This is a genomic window from Spirosoma flavus (assembly GCF_054778555.1).
In genome coordinates this window covers 22,111-38,641 of sequence record NZ_BAAGZL010000001.1, presented here as the reverse complement: position 1 = coordinate 38,641, position 16,531 = coordinate 22,111, and the positions used below count along the sequence as shown (strand labels likewise).

The window sequence follows — 16,531 nt, the reverse complement described above, 5'->3', positions numbered from 1 at the left end:
TGGCGAAAGAGCGAAAGAATGAAAGAGCGAAAGTTGTCCGGTAGGTCATTCGCTCTTTCATTCTTTCGCTCTTTCGCTCTTTAAATCTATGTTCAAGAAAATATTAATCGCTAATCGTGGCGAGATTGCGTTACGTATTATTCGTACCTGCCGCGAAATGGGTATAAAAACGGTAGCGGTGTATTCGACCGCCGACCGTGATAGTCTGCACGTTCGTTTCGCCGATGAAGCTGTTTGTATTGGTCCGCCCGTTAGCCGACAATCGTATCTGAGCATTCCCAGCATTATTTCAGCCGCTGAAGTAACCGGAGCTGATGCCATCCATCCAGGTTACGGCTTCCTGTCGGAAAACGCCGAGTTTTCGCAAATCTGCGCCGATTACGGTATCAAATTTATTGGAGCTACGGCCGAGCAAATCAATGGCATGGGCGACAAGGCAACGGCCAAAGCGACTATGAAACTGGCTGGTGTACCCGTTATTCCTGGTTCTGAAGGTTTGCTCGAATCAGTTGAACAGGGCAAGAGACTATCGGCCGAAATGGGCTATCCGGTTATCGTAAAAGCGACGGCTGGTGGCGGTGGACGCGGTATGCGGATTGTTCGTACAGAAGCTGATTTCGAGAAAGCCTGGAACGATGCCCGTACTGAAGCCGGTGCCGCTTTCGGAAACGATGGTTTGTATCTGGAAAAATACGTAGAAGACCCGCGACACATCGAAATACAAATCGTTGGCGATCAATATGGGAAGGTTTGCCACCTCTCAGAGCGGGATTGCTCGATTCAACGTCGGCACCAGAAACTGGTTGAAGAAACGCCTTCGCCAATCGTCTCAGACGAACTTCGTATGCAAATGGGCGAAGCGGCCATCAAAGGTGCGCAGGCTATTGGTTATGAAGGAGCGGGTACCATCGAGTTTCTGGTCGATAAATACGGGAAGTTTTATTTCATGGAAATGAACACCCGGATACAGGTTGAGCACCCGATTACGGAAGAAGTAACGGATTTCGACCTCATCAAAGAACAGATCAAAGTGGCTGCTGGTACGGAAATTTCTGGCCGCAATTACACGCCGAAACTCTACGCCATGGAGTGCCGGATTAATGCCGAAGACCCAGCTAACGGCTTCCGTCCGTCGCCCGGTAAGATCACAAATCTGCATTTCCCTGGTGGACACGGCGTTCGCATCGACAGCCACGTGTACAGCGGCTACACAATTCCGCCAAATTATGACTCCATGATTGCCAAGCTGATCGTGTCGGGCCAATCGCGGGAGGAAGTGATTACGCGCATGAAACGCGCCTTGCAGGAGTTTGTGATTGAGGGTATTAAAACCACGATTCCGTTCCATATAAAACTAATGGACGATCCTAAATTCCGGTCTGGTCAGTTCACGACGGCCTTTCTGGAAGGGTTTGATTTTAGTACGCTGTAATGTAGACCGAAGGTCCGCGCTACGTTAGAAAAAATGAGGTGTCTTGCTTTAGGCTAAGACACCTCATTTTTATTTAAACCCACCGGAATGAATCACCTTGCTACGGCCGATTATGTAGTCTTTCTTATCTATTTCATTATTGTCGTCGGCTACGGATACTGGATTTACCAGCGTAGGCGAAAAAAGAGCGTCGACACTCACGATTTCTTTCTGGCAGAGGGTTCCTTGACCTGGTGGGCCATTGGCGCTTCACTCATTGCCTCAAATATCTCGGCTGAGCACTTCATTGGAATGGCGGGTTCCGGCTTCGCGATGGGGCTGGCTATTTCGTCGTATGAGTGGTTTGCAGCCGCTGTGCTCATTATCGTCGCCGTCTTTTTTATTCCGATTTATCTGCGAAATCGTATCTATACCATGCCGCAATTTTTAGCGCAGCGGTACAGCGATACGGTGAGTACCATTCTGGCTATCTTCTGGCTGGTGGTATACGTATTGGTCAACCTTACGTCGATTCTGTATCTGGGCGCTATTGCTATTGAATCGCTGGTGGGGATTTCGTTTACTACGTGTACCATTGGATTGGCGGTATTTGCTATTTTCATCACGTTGGGTGGCATGAAGGTAATTGGGTATACGGATGTGATTCAAGTAGTTGTGCTAATTTTTGGAGGCTTGGTTGTTACGTATCTGGCGTTAGATTTGGTCGCGCAACAAACAGGAACCACAAGTGTATGGAATGGCTTGTTGTCGCTACGTCAAAAAGCCAATTCACACTTTCACATGTTTTTCCCAAAAGGCCACCCACAATACGAAGTGCTACCGGGTATGGCACTGGTAACGGGCGGTATGTGGCTCAATAATCTGTACTATTGGGGCTGCAACCAGTATATTGTTCAGCGGGCTTTGGGGGCTGATTTAAAAACAGCACGTAGCGGTATTCTCTTTGCGGCTTTCATGAAACTGATGATTCCGCTCATCGTGGTTATTCCGGGGATTGCCGCTTACGTATTGTATCAGAGCGGACCTTTCCGCGATGCGATGACTGATGCTTCGGGTGTTGTGAAACCCGACCACGCTTACCCAGTATTGATGAATCTGTTGCCGGTCGGTATGAAAGGGCTGGCTTTTGCCGCGCTGACGGCCGCTATCGTGGCGTCTCTGGCGAGTAAGTGTAATTCCATTTCAACCATTTTTACCCTCGATCTGTACAAGAAATACGTTGATCCGAAAGCATCTGAGCAGAAGTTGGTGAACGTAGGACGCTGGGCGGTAGTCGTATCGTTCGCTATTGCGCTCGGTATAGCGCCTATGCTACGTTCGCTCGATCAGGTCTACCAATACATTCAGGAATACACCAACTTTGTTACACCGGGCATTTTTGCCATTTTCCTATTGGGTTTCTTCTGGAAACGCGCCACCAATCGGGCCGCTTTGACGGTGGCTATCCTAACGCTTCCTTTCTCGCTTGCGCTCAAATTTTGGCCCGATATAATGGCTAACTTCGGTATTGAGGCTGAGTCGATTCCATTTCTACACCGGACAACGTGGGTTTTCTGCATCGACGTAGCGCTGATGATTCTTGTCTCGCTGACGGACCCGGCTAGCCAAAAAGAGAACGATACAATTGTTGTTGATAAAAGTATGTTCCGGGTAACGCCTTCGTTCGTGGTCGGTTCTGTGATAATTTTCGGTATTTTGGGCATATTGTACACCGTTTTCTGGTAATGTCTCATGCCGAACGTAGTGATAGCGGCTCTACTATTGCTGGTAACCCCCGTTTTTGCCCAACTACCTGAGCGATTCGATTCACTCATGCAGGCTACCACCAAACCTAATCTGCCGGGAGCGGCTTTACTGGTCGAAATAGACGGGAAAGTTATCTATCAGCATGGGTATGGCTTGGCGAACGTAGCGCAGAAAAAGAACATCACGCCAACCACCAATTTCCGCATGGCGTCGGTGACTAAGCAGTTTACGGCGATGGGCGTACTTCTGCTGGAGAAAGAAGGAAAACTGTCGTTGGATGACCCGCTTATTCGGTTTTTTCCTGAACTGAATGTCCAGGTGGCGCGGAAGGTGCAGGTGCGGAATCTGTTAACACATACATCGGGAATTCTGGATTATGAATCGCTGATGTCGCCCAAACAGACCAAGCAACTGCTGGATGCCGACGTACTGAATCTGCTGAAGGACCGTGATTCGCTGTATTTTGAGCCGGGAAGTCAATTTCGGTATAGTAACTCCGCCTATGGTCTGTTGGCGCTTCTCATCGAGCGCGTGTCGGGTGATACGTATGCTACGTTCCTGCGAGAACGTATTTTTAAACCGCTTCAAATGAATCAGTCGGTGGTTTATGAAGCCGAAAAACCTATTGCTAACCGGGCTATAGGGTATCGCAAAAAAGGGAAAGTATTTACCTTCTCCGACCAAAGCCTGACCAGCGCTACAAAAGGGGATGGTGGCGTTTATACCTCACTGGCAGACTATCAGAAATGGATCAACGCACTACGTAACAATACGTCGCTTGATTTAAATGTTGCTCTAAATCGCACGAAACAAACCATTTCGGCAAACCCAGGAAGTTACTACGCGGCTGGGTGGTTTTTCCGGCAACCCAATAATCCAGTCCTTTTTCACTCGGGAAGTACGTGTGGGTTCAACAATTTTGTTGTCTCAGTACCCGATAAAAAGTTTCTAATGGCATACTTTTCGAATAAAGCAGATAATAAAGCTAACGCGGCCGCCGTATTGAAACTATTAGCCAGTACCAATCTAACCGAACTCGCTGATATATTGACCCTTGATGAGTTGACCCAATAATAAGTTTTGATTTGAACCCTATCGGTATCTTATTGGTTTTCAGTAATAATTTTAAGAAATTTGTTGCCTAAATTTTCACTTAACATGATCAGCGAAACCGCCCCTCTTGCCAGTCTTGATGTATGGGAAGATGACGTATTGAGCCGTTACCCCCAGCCGGAGCATAAAGCGAAGGAAGACTACCGTAACTACGACACGCCCGAGCGTGATACCGTTCGGGAGTTTTATCGACTGAATCACACGTATCAGACGTATGATTTCGTGCGCGAAAAAGAGCGGGAGTTTCTGAAATTCGACAAAAAAGAATTGCCAGTTTGGGGGGCGATGGAATTCCTGAACACTCTCGTCGACGATTCTGACCCCGACACCGACCTCGATCAGCTTCAGCACCTACTGCAAACCGCTGAATCCATTCGCGCCGACGGTCACCCGGATTGGTTTGTGCTGACGGGTTTCCTGCACGATATGGGCAAAGTGCTGTGTCTGTTCGGTGAACCGCAGTGGGCCGTAGTAGGCGATACGTTCCCGGTTGGTTGTGCGCATTCGGATAAGATCGTTTATCCCGAATTTTTCGCCAACAATCCCGACAGTTACGATGAGAAATACAACACGAAATACGGTGTTTATGAACCGAATTGCGGCCTACGTAACGTGCATATGTCGTGGGGGCATGACGAGTATCTGTACCAGATTATGAAGCCTTATATGCCCGAGCCAGCGCTCTATATGATGCGCTATCACTCGTTCTATTCGCAGCACCGCGAAGAGGCTTATAATCATTTGATGGACGACCACGACCACGAAATGTTCAAGTGGGTGCGTAAATTCAATCCGTACGATTTGTATTCGAAAAGCCCTAAACCACCGGTTGTGAGCGAATTGAAACCTTATTACGAAGATTTAATTGCCAAATACCTGCCTGCGACGCTGAAATTGTAACAGTTTCGCAAGTGTGATACGTAACGTTCCGTAAGTAGTTGTTTTTCTTTCAACTGCTTACGGAATTTTTATTGTCAGAATCTGTAGTTTTGGACGTACTACGTTCTCACCATGCTCCTCTTTTTCATCTCCCTTTACCTGCTTTCCAACGTAGCGGTTGGTGCCTGGGCCGCTCGTAAAGTCACTACGTCGCAGGATTTCGTATTGGCGGGTCGGGGGTTGCCGTTGTTTCTGGCCGCATCCGTTACGTTCGCTACGTGGTTTGGCTCCGAAACCATCATGGGCGCTCCGGCAATGTTTGTCGAAGGCGGATTACTCGCCGTTATCGAGGAGCCTTTTGGGTCGGCGCTGTGCCTGTTTCTGGTCGGAGCTTTTTTTGCGCGACCGCTGTATAAACTCAATATCACTACGTTCTGCGATTATTTCCGAATTCGGTTCGGGCGGTCGGCGGAATTGTTGTCGGCGTTGATGGTGATTCCATCGTATTTCAGCTGGATTGCGGCACAATTGGTAGCGATTGGCATCGTCCTGAGCGTAGTGACCGACATACCACGTGAGTACTGCGTCATTGGTAGTGCCACGATTGTGATGATTTATACGCTAATGGGCGGTATGTGGTCGATTTCGGTTACCGACTTTTTTCATAACCTAATCATCATTGTGGCGTTGGCGGTGTTAGCTGTTTTACTCTGGAAAGACGTAGGAGGGTGGGAGGTCATCCAGCAACGAACTCAACCCGGCTTTTTCCGTTTTTTTCCCAATCATACGACCAAAGACTGGCTCGAATATGTAGCGGCCTGGATTACGATTGGTTTGGGGTCTATTCCTCAGCAGGACGTTTTTCAGCGGGTTATGTCGGCGAAGTCAGAAAAGATTTCTGTTCGGGCATCGTATCTGGCGTCGGGAATGTACCTGACCATTGCCATGCTGCCGCTGTTCATTGCATTAAGCGCCAAAATACTCCACCCGGATTTGCCTAAAGACAGTCAGCTTATCATTCCGAATATGGTGATGCGCCACGGCAGTTTACCGCTTCAAATATTGTTTTTTGGCGCTGTTACGTCGGCCATTCTGAGCGTGTCAAGTGGCGCAATTCTGGCTCCTTCAACCGTTTTTGGCGAGAACGTAATGAAATTCTTCCGGCCCGACATCAGTGATAAAGCACTCTTGGCAACGATACGTTGGGCGGTGGTCGTTATCACGGTTGTTTGCGTACTTATGAGCACCACGCGCGACACTAATATTTTCGATTTGGTAGGCGAATCGTCTGCGTTTAGTCTAGTTTCATTGTTTGTGCCGCTGGCTGCTGGCATTTACTGGAAACGGGCCAATCTGACGGGTTGCCTTTGCTCAATGGCGATCGGTTTTGGCGTCTGGTTAATTTGTCTGTGGCAGGACACGTCATATCCGCCTATCATTTGGGGATTACTGGCCAGTCTGGCAGGCATGGTAGCTGGTAGTTTGCTGAACCCTAGACAAAGTCTTAAACCAACTGCTAGTTGAGGAGTTAGAGCGCTACGTATCCAGCAAACGACGGTGGTAATTGATCTGACCGAGGTGATACGTTAGATGCGTGGTTAAATGAACCAGGAAATACGCTGTTGAGGTTGGTTTGTCGAACACCAGCATCGGATATTCTGCTTCAAGTTTCTCGTCCGTTACGTTGTTTAGGCCTTTCTCAACAGCAGCCATCGTTTCGTCAATTTTAGTCAACAACTCTGTTCGCGGAATATTTTTGAGCGAAAACTCAAGCTCGCGGTTGCGAACGTAGCCTGTTTTGCCAAACTCACCACCAATGTAGGTATTTAGATTACCAATTAAATGCAGGCATAAGTTTCCCGCCGAATTGGCAATGTTTTTCTCAACGTACCAGATTTTCTGTTCCTCTCGATAAAGGCTTATTTCCAATCTCAACTTCTCAAGATCGCGTTTGAAAAGCGTTTTCAGTACGTCTATCAGCATCATTTTTCTGATTAGAATTTACCCAAAATATTGTTGTTCGATACGTCCAACGTAGCCCAGATACGTAGCAGAGCTAAACCACGACTGAAGTCTGGCACCAATGTTTGGGTATAGATTCAGGCTATCGAGTTCGCTGACTGACTTCCAGGCTAGTTCAAGGGCGGTAGTTTCGGCTGGGTTCAATTTGGGTTCACCTACTACGTTCCGAGCGGCAAATACTACGTGCAACACGTCGTCGTTACGTTGCGTCAGCAGCATTTCGCCCGCTAGAATCATCTCGCCAACATCGACAGAAACACCTAGTTCTTCCTGAATTTCACGCGCTACCGTTTCAGGTAAGGTTTCGCCCCGATCGGGGCTACCGCCCGGAAGCGCGAATACATCCTGACCGCCATATTGATAGCGCATGAATAAAATCTCGGTTTGATCGGCGTTTTGCTGCCAGATTAGGGCACAAGGGCGAACTTTCATGTTGGCAACTTAAAAAAAGCGGTAGTCTTTCCCAATATGTTTTTGGAAAAGGCTACCGCTGGTATAAAAGAAGTGCCTATTTAATTCAAATCACGCGTCGTTTCGAACAAGAACCAGATACGACGTTCGGTTTCGTCGATAAAATTCTCCAGCAAGCTGGCTGTTGCTACGTCTTCGGCATCATCGGCAATCTGGTGAGCATCACGCATGGCTTTGGCCATTTTCTCGTTTTCAGCGAGCAGATCCAACAGCATGTCTTTTGGTGCGACAAAATCCTCATCGTTATCTTTTACCCGCTGTAACTGAGCGATGTGCGCAACTGAACGGATCGTATTAGCGCCAATTTTTCGGACACGTTCGGCTAGGGGGTCAATCGTCGCGAAAATTTGCTCGGCCTGTTCATCCAGCAACAAGTGATAATCGCGGAAATGACGGCCCGATACGTGCCAATGGTAATTTTTGGTTTTGATGTAAAGCGCAAACGCGTCGGCAACCAGTCGATTCAGGGCTTCCGCTACTTTCTCCCGTCCTTTTTCTTTCAGGTCAGACGGTGTATCTAACTCTCCAACTTGATTAATCGCTTTCATAACGTATTTAATTTTAAGCTTACTCTTGATTTTATAGAAAACACCAATGTATGTCCCATTGTTCGGTGCGTTACCATCAGAACCTCGCTACGTCACATTATTGTTATCTTTGAAAAAATGGAATGGTTATGACAGCGCAGGAGAAAAAACAACAACTCGTTGAGAAGGTACAGCAGATACCGGAAAGTTATTACGACGATGTGAATAAAATGCTTGATGCTATTATGAGCAATCAGGAGGCAGATCGAAGAAAACGGTTTGAGCAATTATTGGCTGAAACGTCAGCAAAATATAAAGCGGTTTGGGAAGCTTTAGCCTGATATGATTTATCTGATCAAACTGGAAATAATCGCAGTTAACGTAGCATCGAGAGATCATTCTCTCGAACTATGCAGGCATGGTTCAAAGCGAATATTCAACCGTTGTAATCACTACGTTGTCAACAAATCCTAGGCTCTTTCGCTACGTTAAAAACGCGCTAATACTTTCTCCGAAACAGTTTTCCCTATCGACAGCGACGACGTAGCGGCAGGCGAGGGGGCATTCACTACGTTAATAGCTTTGTCGGTTTCCAAAATAGCAAAATCGTCGAGGAGTCCGCCCGTGCGGTCGCAGGCTTGCGCGCGAACACCTGCGCCACCCGGTTCGAGGTCGGCTTCCTGAATATCGGGAATGAGGGCTTGCAGGGCTTTTGTAAACGCTGATTTCGAGAAGGATCGGTACATCTCGCCTAAACCTGTTTCCCAATATTTGGCTGCTACTTTCTGAAAACCTGGCCACGACAGTGTCTCAAACAACTCTTTCAAATTGATGGATGACTTTGTATAGCCTTCCCGTTGAAACGCTAATACCGCATTTGGTCCAGCTTCTACACCGCCGTGAACCATCCGGGTGAAGTGAACGCCTAAGAAGGGGAAGTTAGGATCTGGTACCGGATAAATCAGGTTTTTTACCAGATATTCTTTATGAGGCTTTAGCTTGAAATATTCACCCCGGAACGGTACGATACGTACATCGACGGCTTCACGCTGAGTAAGTTGGGCGATTTTATCGGAATACAGGCCAGCACAGTTGACCACTAGTTTTGTCTCATAACGACCTTTATCCGTTACAACAATGCTCAAACTAGTACCGGGCGTTACCTGTTCTACACGCTCATTGAACCGGATTTCGCCACCTAGTTCCAGAAATTTGGCGGCATATTTTTCGGTAACCTGCTTATAATCAACAATACCCGTTTGCGGAACGAACATGCCAGCTACGCCATTGACGTAGGGCTCAATTTCGCGCATTTCGGCGATTGTAAGCTTTTTCAGCCCGCCCAAACCGTTTTGCTGACCACGCTGATAGAGGGTTTCCAGTTGAGGAAGTTCTTCCTGCTTGGTGGCTACTACAATCTTACCACAAAGGTCGTAAGGTATGTTTTCAGCATCACAGAAATCAATGAGCATTTGGTATCCACGAATGCAGTTCGTTGCTTTCAGGCTACCCGGTTTGTAGTATAATCCAGAGTGGATGACTCCGCTGTTGTGGCCGGTCTGATGGCGCGCAACTCCTGATTCTTTTTCGATCAGAATGATATTTAAGCCCGGTCGTTGCTGTTTTAACTGTAAAGCAGTGGCTAATCCTACAATACCACCACCAATGATTACTACGTCTGTCATGGTGCAAAGGTACGGCCTAGCAACAAAAAAATGGACGTAGCACAGTTAATGCTACGTCCTTTCCATCTTTAGCTGTCGTTTACTATTCTGCCTAACTCTTAGTTAAAAGTGTATTCAAACAAAGAGTGATAATGCAGGGGCTTTTTTCGTTCAGTTGTATTTGTCTGAAAGATGCGGAACAGCTATAATTCGTCACCGGATTTGGATGAAAGGCAAATGGAGTAGACGAGCGGTTCAACGTAGCTGCCCCTCGATCCAATCAAGTCCTCTACCGTATAATGCTTGTGCTAGCCGCACGCGGTTGTCAAAATCATCGTTTGAGGTTTTCCCCTCTTTCGCAAACTGACTGACCAGTTGGGCATTCTCCATGGCCTGCGGATGCTCATATTCCGATTCACTACTGGTTCGAAAATTCGCAAATGCAGGCGCATCAGCTTCGAAATGCTGGAAAAACAAATGTCCACGTGGTGTCCGAACAGCGCACAAAATGCCACTCGCCCGACTGGTCGACGGCGCTAAACTCCCTTCCTGACCACGTTTTAGCACAATGACGCCATCGAAGCCGGACATCATTGCCAGCTCAGCCATTTTCATTTGATACGTAATATGAAAAACCGACGTAACAAGAATCCGGGCGTGACAGGGATTCAGGACTTTTTCGAGAGTGGCCAGAAAAGGCCGTTTAATCATCAGGTGACGTCTGTCGACCCAACGGTTCAGCGAGGGCGACATTGCCTTCTGATCAAGCACCCACCCGTAAGGTTCTAAAACCGTATCCAGTTCGTGATTACTTTGCAGGAATTGGCAGCCTAGATGCATGTACAAATCATGGGCGTTGAGCGTAAATTTCGGTCCTCCTGACCGTCCAACCAGCGACACAGCTCCGTAGCCCCGCTGTTGAAAAAGCTGGGATAGTAGGGGCGTAATCATATAACTATTTTCAACGCCATCGAACGGTTCAGCCAGTTGAACCAACGGACGATCAGCGCAACTCATCTGCTTGAATCCCGGAGCGAATGTCCGTTCAGCCGCGCGCATGAGCCCAAGGTATTCATCGTTGGTTTCGTGGCGAACTCGTAGAATACTGACCGCTAAGGCACGAAACGTTTCACAGTTTTCCCGTCCAAACAGATAATCGCCCAACTGCTGAGCCTCCGAAACCTGTAAATTATCGCCACGCATCAATTTGGTAGCAATGGGCAACATGCCAGCCGACAAATCGGGGCAAAATTTATTGATAAAAAAGGTCGGGTGCGAAAAGGCCCCTTTGCCTATTACGTCCTCCAGCGTTTGTTCTTCAGGCGTTGGCCCTTTAGCGATTAGCGAACCCAAAAAAGCGCCTTTTTGCAGCGGATGAGCTAGTGGATCAGCCAGTGCTTCACGACACGCTGCGATTAATTCGGGCGTGAGGGGTTTGCTGCCATACTTGCCAATACCAATGTGTTTGATACCCCGGCCAAGTGGCGTATCGGTAGGAGGTATATCCAGAACCATACGAATGACAGGTTTAAAAGCGGGAGATAGGGATTTAGTAAAAGTAAAAAAAAGAGGCTACTTACCGATAGCCAACTGGCTCAAAATCAAATTTCTTAATTGATTTCTTCGCACATTTATGTCAAATCACGAAACGGTACTATATAAACCAGAATCAGCATGTTTCTGTCAATAAACTAAGCTTTTGGCATACTGTTCCCGAATTCTTTTTAAGCCTGAAACTTCGCCGTGTTCTATCCTCGATATGCTGATGCCATGTTTTTTACGTTATTAAACCAATTCAGATCGGTTAGCAAACTCAGGGCTATGGAGAAGAATGTTAGGTAATGTTCCGTTGCCGCCTACACCTGTACGCGCAATTCGTCATTGCCGGGTCTGGAATGTTAATCCTCTATTTTTGTGCCCGAATTAATTAGTTGAGTAGTTATGGCAGAACGTATCGCCTATGGAAAAACCTGGTGGGGTCAGGAGTGGCTTAAAGCCCTGACAAGCATCGACATGGCTAATCGACTGCCACGCGGAAAAACCTATGCCAATCAGGGAGCTGTGCACAGTCTGGCCATTAGTCAGAACCAGATTGGTGCGTCTATTAAAGGTTCGGCGCCCCGGCCCTATAAAGCTAAACTCTCGGTTCCTCTGCTGACTGAGCGGGAAAAAGAGGATATTTTGACCGAAATCCGCGATAATCCCGCTACGTTGGCCCAGCTCCTGAATCGGCAGCTTCCGCCCGAATTGATGGAGTTTACGACCCGACGTGGTATCGGATTATTTCCGCATTCGTTTCGAGATTTATCGATGGGATGCTCCTGTCCTGATGTTGCCGTCCCCTGCAAGCATCTGGCTGCGGTCATCTACGTAATTGCCAATGAAATCGACCGAAATCCGTTTCTGGTTTTCCAATTGAAGGGCCTCGACATTCTGGGGGAGCTTCAGAAAAATCAAGTTGATAAAGTAGGGGGAACGCTGGAAACGGTATTATCATTGAAGGAGTTGGGCACTGACGAACTGCCCGACGACGAAGACTGGCACCCCGATGAAAAAGCCCGCGCCAGCCTCGATTTTGCTACAATTCCGCTCCTAACCGATCAACTTCTGGAGTTACTTTCGCCCGACGTTACGTTCGCAAAAGGTGATTTTCATAAGTCGCTGACAAAGGCATACAAACTATTCAGCAAAACACCCGCAATCGATCCAAAAGCCGACAACTCGTCGGCCGAGGATGACGACTGGGAACTCAATTTTAGTGACAGCATTGAGTTACAACTCGATGAAACCATGTCGGTCAAAAAAATCGGCATGTTCAGCGAACACGGTGAACAACGGTCGCTACGTGGTTTTAAGCTGAGTGATTTGCTCAATTGGCTTAGTACGTTGACAGAAGCCGACTGGCCAGAAATGAGCGATTCGGTACGTGCTTTATACCTCACGCAGCAGTTTTCGGCGGCTTTGCTCCGTCGCGGGGCAGTGGTGCCTCAGTTGCTACGTGTCGCGCCCGCCGAAGATCAGTACCGCGTTCGTTGGCTACCCGCTACGTTAAATGAAACCGTTAAACGTATCACAAATATGGTAGCCACGCAGCTTCCACCCACGCTGCTCACGATACGTTGGCAGAAAGAATGGTTGGCGCTTCCGGGTGAGCAGCAGGTTTTGATGCTTTGTTCGCTGTTTCTGCGACGGGCTATTAAGCCAGCTACCATTGAGCTTTGGGAGCGATGGCCATTGGAAGACGCCGACCGGCTTTTTTTCGGCGTTGAAACGCTACGTTTCGAGGGATTCGGCCGGAAAGAAATGCCGTTGGCTATGCAGCTTTGGCTCAATGACTTCTTCCTGACGCATAAGCGATTTGTACCCATTCTGGCTGTCGAAGACACCGAACTTGGTGATGAATTTCATTTACGGTTGCTGGTTCGTGACCGTGATGCCAATGCTACCGACGCACCGATTCCGTTGCCCGATCTGCTGACCAAGAAAAAACACGAGCCGATTCGGATGGCGGTTTTGCAGGATTTGTTAGTGCTGTCCCGGCATTTTCCTGATCTGGCACGATTGACAAAAATTGGCGGGCCGTCTTATTTGACCTATTCTCCGAGTCAGTTTGTTGGCGTTTTGCTTGATACGTTGCCTCGGATGCAACTGTTAGGAATTGCGCTCTGGTTACCGAAATCGCTTCAGCACTGGGTTCGTCCGCAGGCGGGTGGCAGACTGAAAGCCAAAGTCACGGCCGACAATGCCTTTATGCGATTGGACGATATGCTTACTTTCGATTGGCAGGTGGCTTTGGGCGAAGACATGGTTAGTCTGAAGGAGTTTCAGCAGTTGGTTGGACGTAGCACCGGATTGGTAAAAATCAAAGATCAGTACGTATTGATTGACCCCAACGAGCTAAGCAAACTCTACAAACAACTCGAAAATCCACCCGAATTAACCGGTTCAGATTTACTAAAAGCGGCTCTTTCTGAGGAATATCGAGGGAGCCGATTGGGGTTATCGGCGGAAGTGCAGAAGTTGGTTAAGCAGTTTACGGAAAGCAGTTCACAACCTTTACCCGAATCTCTGAATGCTACGTTACGTCCCTATCAGCAACGTGGTTATGACTGGCTGCTGAAGAATACATCATTGGGCATGGGCAGTTTACTGGCCGATGACATGGGACTAGGGAAAACCCTTCAAGTTATTTCGGTACTCTTGAAATTTAAGCAGGAGGGGCGTTTCAATAAGCAAAAAGGGCTTATCGTTCTCCCCACTACGTTGTTGACGAACTGGCAGAAAGAAATTTCGCGTTTCGCACCAGATTTGAAGGCACGCGTTTATCACGGTTCGAACCGCAAACTACCTGAAGACAAGTCTGATACGTATGACTTACTGCTCACTACGTATGGTATTGTTCGAAGCGACCTTGATAAGTTGAAAAAACAGACCTGGGCTATCGTCATTATCGACGAAGCGCAGAACATCAAAAATTCGGATACGGAGCAAACTAAGGCGGTTAAAGCGCTGAAAGCACCCATCCGCGTTGCCCTGAGTGGAACGCCTGTGGAGAACCGTTTATCGGAGTTCTGGAGCATTATGGATTTCGTAAATAAGGGTTACCTGGGTGGGTTGAGCAAGTTTAACGAGGAGTTTGGTAAACCCATCCAACAGGAACGTGACCATCAAAAACTTGATATGTTTCGTCGTGTCACCAGCCCATTTTTATTACGTCGCGTTAAAACCGACCGGAGTATTATTAGCGATCTGCCCGATAAAATTGAGAACAACCAGTTTTGCTCACTCACGACTGAACAGGCGGCTTTGTATGAAAGTGTCGTCCAGCAAAGTTTGCGGGCCATTCAGGACAAAGACGGTATTGCTCGTCGGGGATTGGTATTGAAGCTGATGACAGCGCTGAAGCAGATTGGTAATCATCCGCGCCAATATCTCAAGCAGGGAAACAACCTGCCGGCCTTATCAGGTAAGGCGACAATGCTCCTGAACTTGCTTGAGAACATATACGCCAACCACGAGAAAGTGCTGATTTTCACGCAGTATTACGAAATGGGTGAGCTGTTAACTCAATTCATTCAGCAGACATTCGGCATGCAGCCGTTGTTTCTGCACGGCGGTACGTCGCGCCCGGACCGGGACGAGATGGTTGAGCAATTTCAGAAAAACCGCTCCGACCATACGTTTATTCTCTCGCTCAAAGCGGGCGGCACGGGCTTGAATTTAACGCAGGCAAACCACGTAATACACTACGATTTGTGGTGGAATCCGGCTGTTGAAGCGCAAGCTACTGACCGCGCTTTCCGCATCGGTCAGACTAAAAACGTATTGGTCTACCGGCTCATTAATCAGGGTACGATGGAGGAGAAAATTGACGCCATGATACGTAGTAAAAAGGAGCTGGCCGACCTCAGCGTTAAAACCGGCGAAACCTGGCTTGGCGATTTGAGTGATGCAGAATTGAAGGAGTTGGTGGCGTTGGGATAACGTAATACTTACTACGTACCAATCTCAAAGAAACGAACATCACTGTGAACGGCGTTGAGCAATTCGCGGGTACGTTCGGGGCGGGCGTCGGTGATGAAAATCTGACCGAAAGCACCTTCGTCCATGCGCTGAATCAGTTTGCCGATACGTCTGTCATCCAGCTTATCGAAAATATCGTCTAGGAGTAGAATGGGCTTGATACGTTTCTCGGCCTCCAGTGAATCGAACTGAGCCAGTTTCAAGGCAATTACGAACGTTTTCTGCTGGCCCTGCGAACCAAATTTTTTCAGGGGAACTGATTGTCCGCTGCCGTTATCGATCAGAAACGAATAGTCATCCTTGTGAATGCCCATCGTGGTACGTTGCAAAACCGTATCGCGACGACGAAAATGCCGAAACTCGTCAATAAAGTCTGGATTGCCTACTTCCGATTCATATACGATGTTCACTTCTTCCCGTGAGTCGCTCAGGTAAGCGTAGTGCGCTCGAAAACCGGGTAAATATTCTTCGACAAACTGTTTCCGGCGGTTGTGAATTTTTTGACCAAGCTCGAGCAATGGTACGTCATACGTATCAAGCAGATCGTTATCTACCTGATTCCGTTCTGCGAAAAGTTTAAGGAGACTGTTACGTTGTTTCAGTACCTGCTGATACATCAGGTAATCGCGCAGATAATTTATATCCAGTTGTGATAATACGCCATCAAAAAAGTGTCGGCGATCTTCGCTGTGTTCGCGGACTAGATCGGTATCATTCGGAGCAATTAACACGACTGGAAACCGTCCGATATGCTCGCTGATACGTTCGTACGGCTTTTTATCGGCCATTAACACTTTTCGCTGACCACGTTGCAGGCTGATGGTAATCTGAACCCGGTTTGGATGTCCGCTGGGGACCTGTTCCTCAAATACGCCGTCAATAATAAAATAGTCGGCATCGTGCAGAATGTTCAGCGCATCCTGAGTCTGGAAAGCGCTTTTGCTCAAGGCCAGAAAATAAATAGCATCGAGCAGGTTGGTTTTACCGCTTCCGTTCGGGCCAACAATAACGTTTACCTGCTGTCCGAACCCGTACCGGATGTCTTCGTAATTTTTAAAATTGGTCAGGCTCAGTTTTTCGAGGTACATAGGTGTACTGAGTTACGCGATATTGCGTAATTTTGGGAGTCAAACGCTGATGTCGCTACGTAGTTG

At 47.8% G+C, this 16,531-nt stretch carries 13 protein-coding genes; 7 read left to right on the top strand and 6 right to left on the bottom strand.

Features of this window, described 5'->3' with window-relative positions:
- Positions 1 to 88 precede the first annotated feature (88 nt).
- The 5 genes from accC (at position 89) to ACYVF1_RS00120 (ending at position 6,694) form a co-directional block, all read left to right on the top strand.
- Positions 89 to 1,432 (top strand): acetyl-CoA carboxylase biotin carboxylase subunit, encoded by a 1,344-nt coding sequence (gene accC, locus ACYVF1_RS00140; RefSeq protein ID WP_461074376.1) that lies wholly within the window; start codon positions 89 to 91, stop codon positions 1,430 to 1,432.
- 87 nt (positions 1,433 to 1,519) lie between these two features.
- On the top strand, positions 1,520 to 3,157 hold the full coding sequence (locus ACYVF1_RS00135; protein WP_461074374.1) for a sodium/sugar symporter: 1,638 nt from the start codon (positions 1,520 to 1,522) through the stop codon (positions 3,155 to 3,157).
- 6 nt (positions 3,158 to 3,163) lie between these two features.
- On the top strand, positions 3,164 to 4,252 hold the full coding sequence (locus tag ACYVF1_RS00130; RefSeq protein ID WP_461074372.1) for a serine hydrolase domain-containing protein: 1,089 nt from the start codon (positions 3,164 to 3,166) through the stop codon (positions 4,250 to 4,252).
- A gap of 84 nt (positions 4,253 to 4,336) precedes the next feature.
- On the top strand, positions 4,337 to 5,191 hold the full coding sequence (locus tag ACYVF1_RS00125) for an inositol oxygenase family protein (RefSeq protein WP_461074370.1): 855 nt from the start codon (positions 4,337 to 4,339) through the stop codon (positions 5,189 to 5,191).
- Between the two features lie 111 nt (positions 5,192 to 5,302).
- Entirely contained in the window at positions 5,303 to 6,694 is a 1,392-nt protein-coding gene (locus ACYVF1_RS00120) for a high affinity choline transporter 1 (protein WP_461074368.1), read from the top strand.
- 12 nt (positions 6,695 to 6,706) lie between these two features.
- Here ACYVF1_RS00120 and ACYVF1_RS00115 read toward each other — a convergent pair whose 3' ends face one another.
- The 3 genes from ACYVF1_RS00115 to ACYVF1_RS00105 form a co-directional block, all read right to left on the bottom strand.
- On the bottom strand, positions 6,707 to 7,153 hold the full coding sequence (locus ACYVF1_RS00115) for a DinB family protein (protein ID WP_461077767.1): 447 nt from the start codon (positions 7,151 to 7,153) through the stop codon (positions 6,707 to 6,709).
- Between the two features lie 18 nt (positions 7,154 to 7,171).
- Entirely contained in the window at positions 7,172 to 7,624 is a 453-nt protein-coding gene (locus tag ACYVF1_RS00110) for an NUDIX domain-containing protein (RefSeq protein ID WP_461074366.1), read from the bottom strand.
- Positions 7,625 to 7,704: 80 nt separating this feature from the next.
- Positions 7,705 to 8,211 carry a Dps family protein gene (locus ACYVF1_RS00105; protein WP_461074364.1) on the bottom strand — a complete coding sequence of 169 codons (507 nt, stop codon included), beginning with the start codon at positions 8,209 to 8,211 and terminating at the stop codon, positions 7,705 to 7,707.
- A gap of 128 nt (positions 8,212 to 8,339) precedes the next feature.
- Between ACYVF1_RS00105 and ACYVF1_RS00100 the strand changes: the two genes are divergently transcribed.
- Complete coding sequence (locus ACYVF1_RS00100; protein WP_461074362.1) at positions 8,340 to 8,531, top strand: hypothetical protein; 192 nt, start codon at positions 8,340 to 8,342, stop codon at positions 8,529 to 8,531.
- A 147-nt stretch (positions 8,532 to 8,678) separates the two neighbouring features.
- On the opposite strand, the gene lhgO is transcribed toward ACYVF1_RS00100, so the two are convergent.
- Together lhgO and ACYVF1_RS00090 are read right to left on the bottom strand one after the other, a co-directional pair.
- Positions 8,679 to 9,875 (bottom strand): L-2-hydroxyglutarate oxidase, encoded by a 1,197-nt coding sequence (lhgO, locus tag ACYVF1_RS00095; protein WP_461074360.1) that lies wholly within the window; start codon positions 9,873 to 9,875, stop codon positions 8,679 to 8,681.
- Positions 9,876 to 10,109: 234 nt separating this feature from the next.
- Positions 10,110 to 11,369, bottom strand: coding sequence for an anthranilate phosphoribosyltransferase (locus ACYVF1_RS00090; protein WP_461074358.1), 1,260 nt, complete (start codon positions 11,367 to 11,369; stop codon positions 10,110 to 10,112).
- 426 nt (positions 11,370 to 11,795) lie between these two features.
- Between ACYVF1_RS00090 and ACYVF1_RS00085 the strand changes: the two genes are divergently transcribed.
- On the top strand, positions 11,796 to 15,338 hold the full coding sequence (locus ACYVF1_RS00085) for an SNF2-related protein (protein WP_461074356.1): 3,543 nt from the start codon (positions 11,796 to 11,798) through the stop codon (positions 15,336 to 15,338).
- An 11-nt stretch (positions 15,339 to 15,349) separates the two neighbouring features.
- Here the strand turns inward: ACYVF1_RS00085 and recF are convergent, their stop codons facing one another.
- On the bottom strand, positions 15,350 to 16,465 hold the full coding sequence (gene recF, locus ACYVF1_RS00080; protein WP_461074354.1) for a DNA replication/repair protein RecF: 1,116 nt from the start codon (positions 16,463 to 16,465) through the stop codon (positions 15,350 to 15,352).
- Positions 16,466 to 16,531 lie beyond the last annotated feature (66 nt).

Coding starts and splice junctions, on each gene's coding strand:
- ACYVF1_RS00110 (WP_461074366.1), bottom strand. CDS start 7,624: ATGAAAGTTCGCCCTTGTGCCCTAATCTGGCAGCAAAACGCCGATCAA.
- ACYVF1_RS00115 (WP_461077767.1), bottom strand. CDS start 7,153: ATGCTGATAGACGTACTGAAAACGCTTTTCAAACGCGATCTTGAGAAG.
- ACYVF1_RS00090 (WP_461074358.1), bottom strand. CDS start 11,369: ATGGTTCTGGATATACCTCCTACCGATACGCCACTTGGCCGGGGTATC.
- ACYVF1_RS00105 (WP_461074364.1), bottom strand. CDS start 8,211: ATGAAAGCGATTAATCAAGTTGGAGAGTTAGATACACCGTCTGACCTG.
- ACYVF1_RS00135 (WP_461074374.1), top strand. CDS start 1,520: ATGAATCACCTTGCTACGGCCGATTATGTAGTCTTTCTTATCTATTTC.
- ACYVF1_RS00100 (WP_461074362.1), top strand. CDS start 8,340: ATGACAGCGCAGGAGAAAAAACAACAACTCGTTGAGAAGGTACAGCAG.
- accC (WP_461074376.1), top strand. CDS start 89: ATGTTCAAGAAAATATTAATCGCTAATCGTGGCGAGATTGCGTTACGT.
- ACYVF1_RS00085 (WP_461074356.1), top strand. CDS start 11,796: ATGGCAGAACGTATCGCCTATGGAAAAACCTGGTGGGGTCAGGAGTGG.
- ACYVF1_RS00120 (WP_461074368.1), top strand. CDS start 5,303: ATGCTCCTCTTTTTCATCTCCCTTTACCTGCTTTCCAACGTAGCGGTT.
- ACYVF1_RS00130 (WP_461074372.1), top strand. CDS start 3,164: ATGCCGAACGTAGTGATAGCGGCTCTACTATTGCTGGTAACCCCCGTT.
- recF (WP_461074354.1), bottom strand. CDS start 16,465: ATGTACCTCGAAAAACTGAGCCTGACCAATTTTAAAAATTACGAAGAC.
- lhgO (WP_461074360.1), bottom strand. CDS start 9,875: ATGACAGACGTAGTAATCATTGGTGGTGGTATTGTAGGATTAGCCACT.
- ACYVF1_RS00125 (WP_461074370.1), top strand. CDS start 4,337: ATGATCAGCGAAACCGCCCCTCTTGCCAGTCTTGATGTATGGGAAGAT.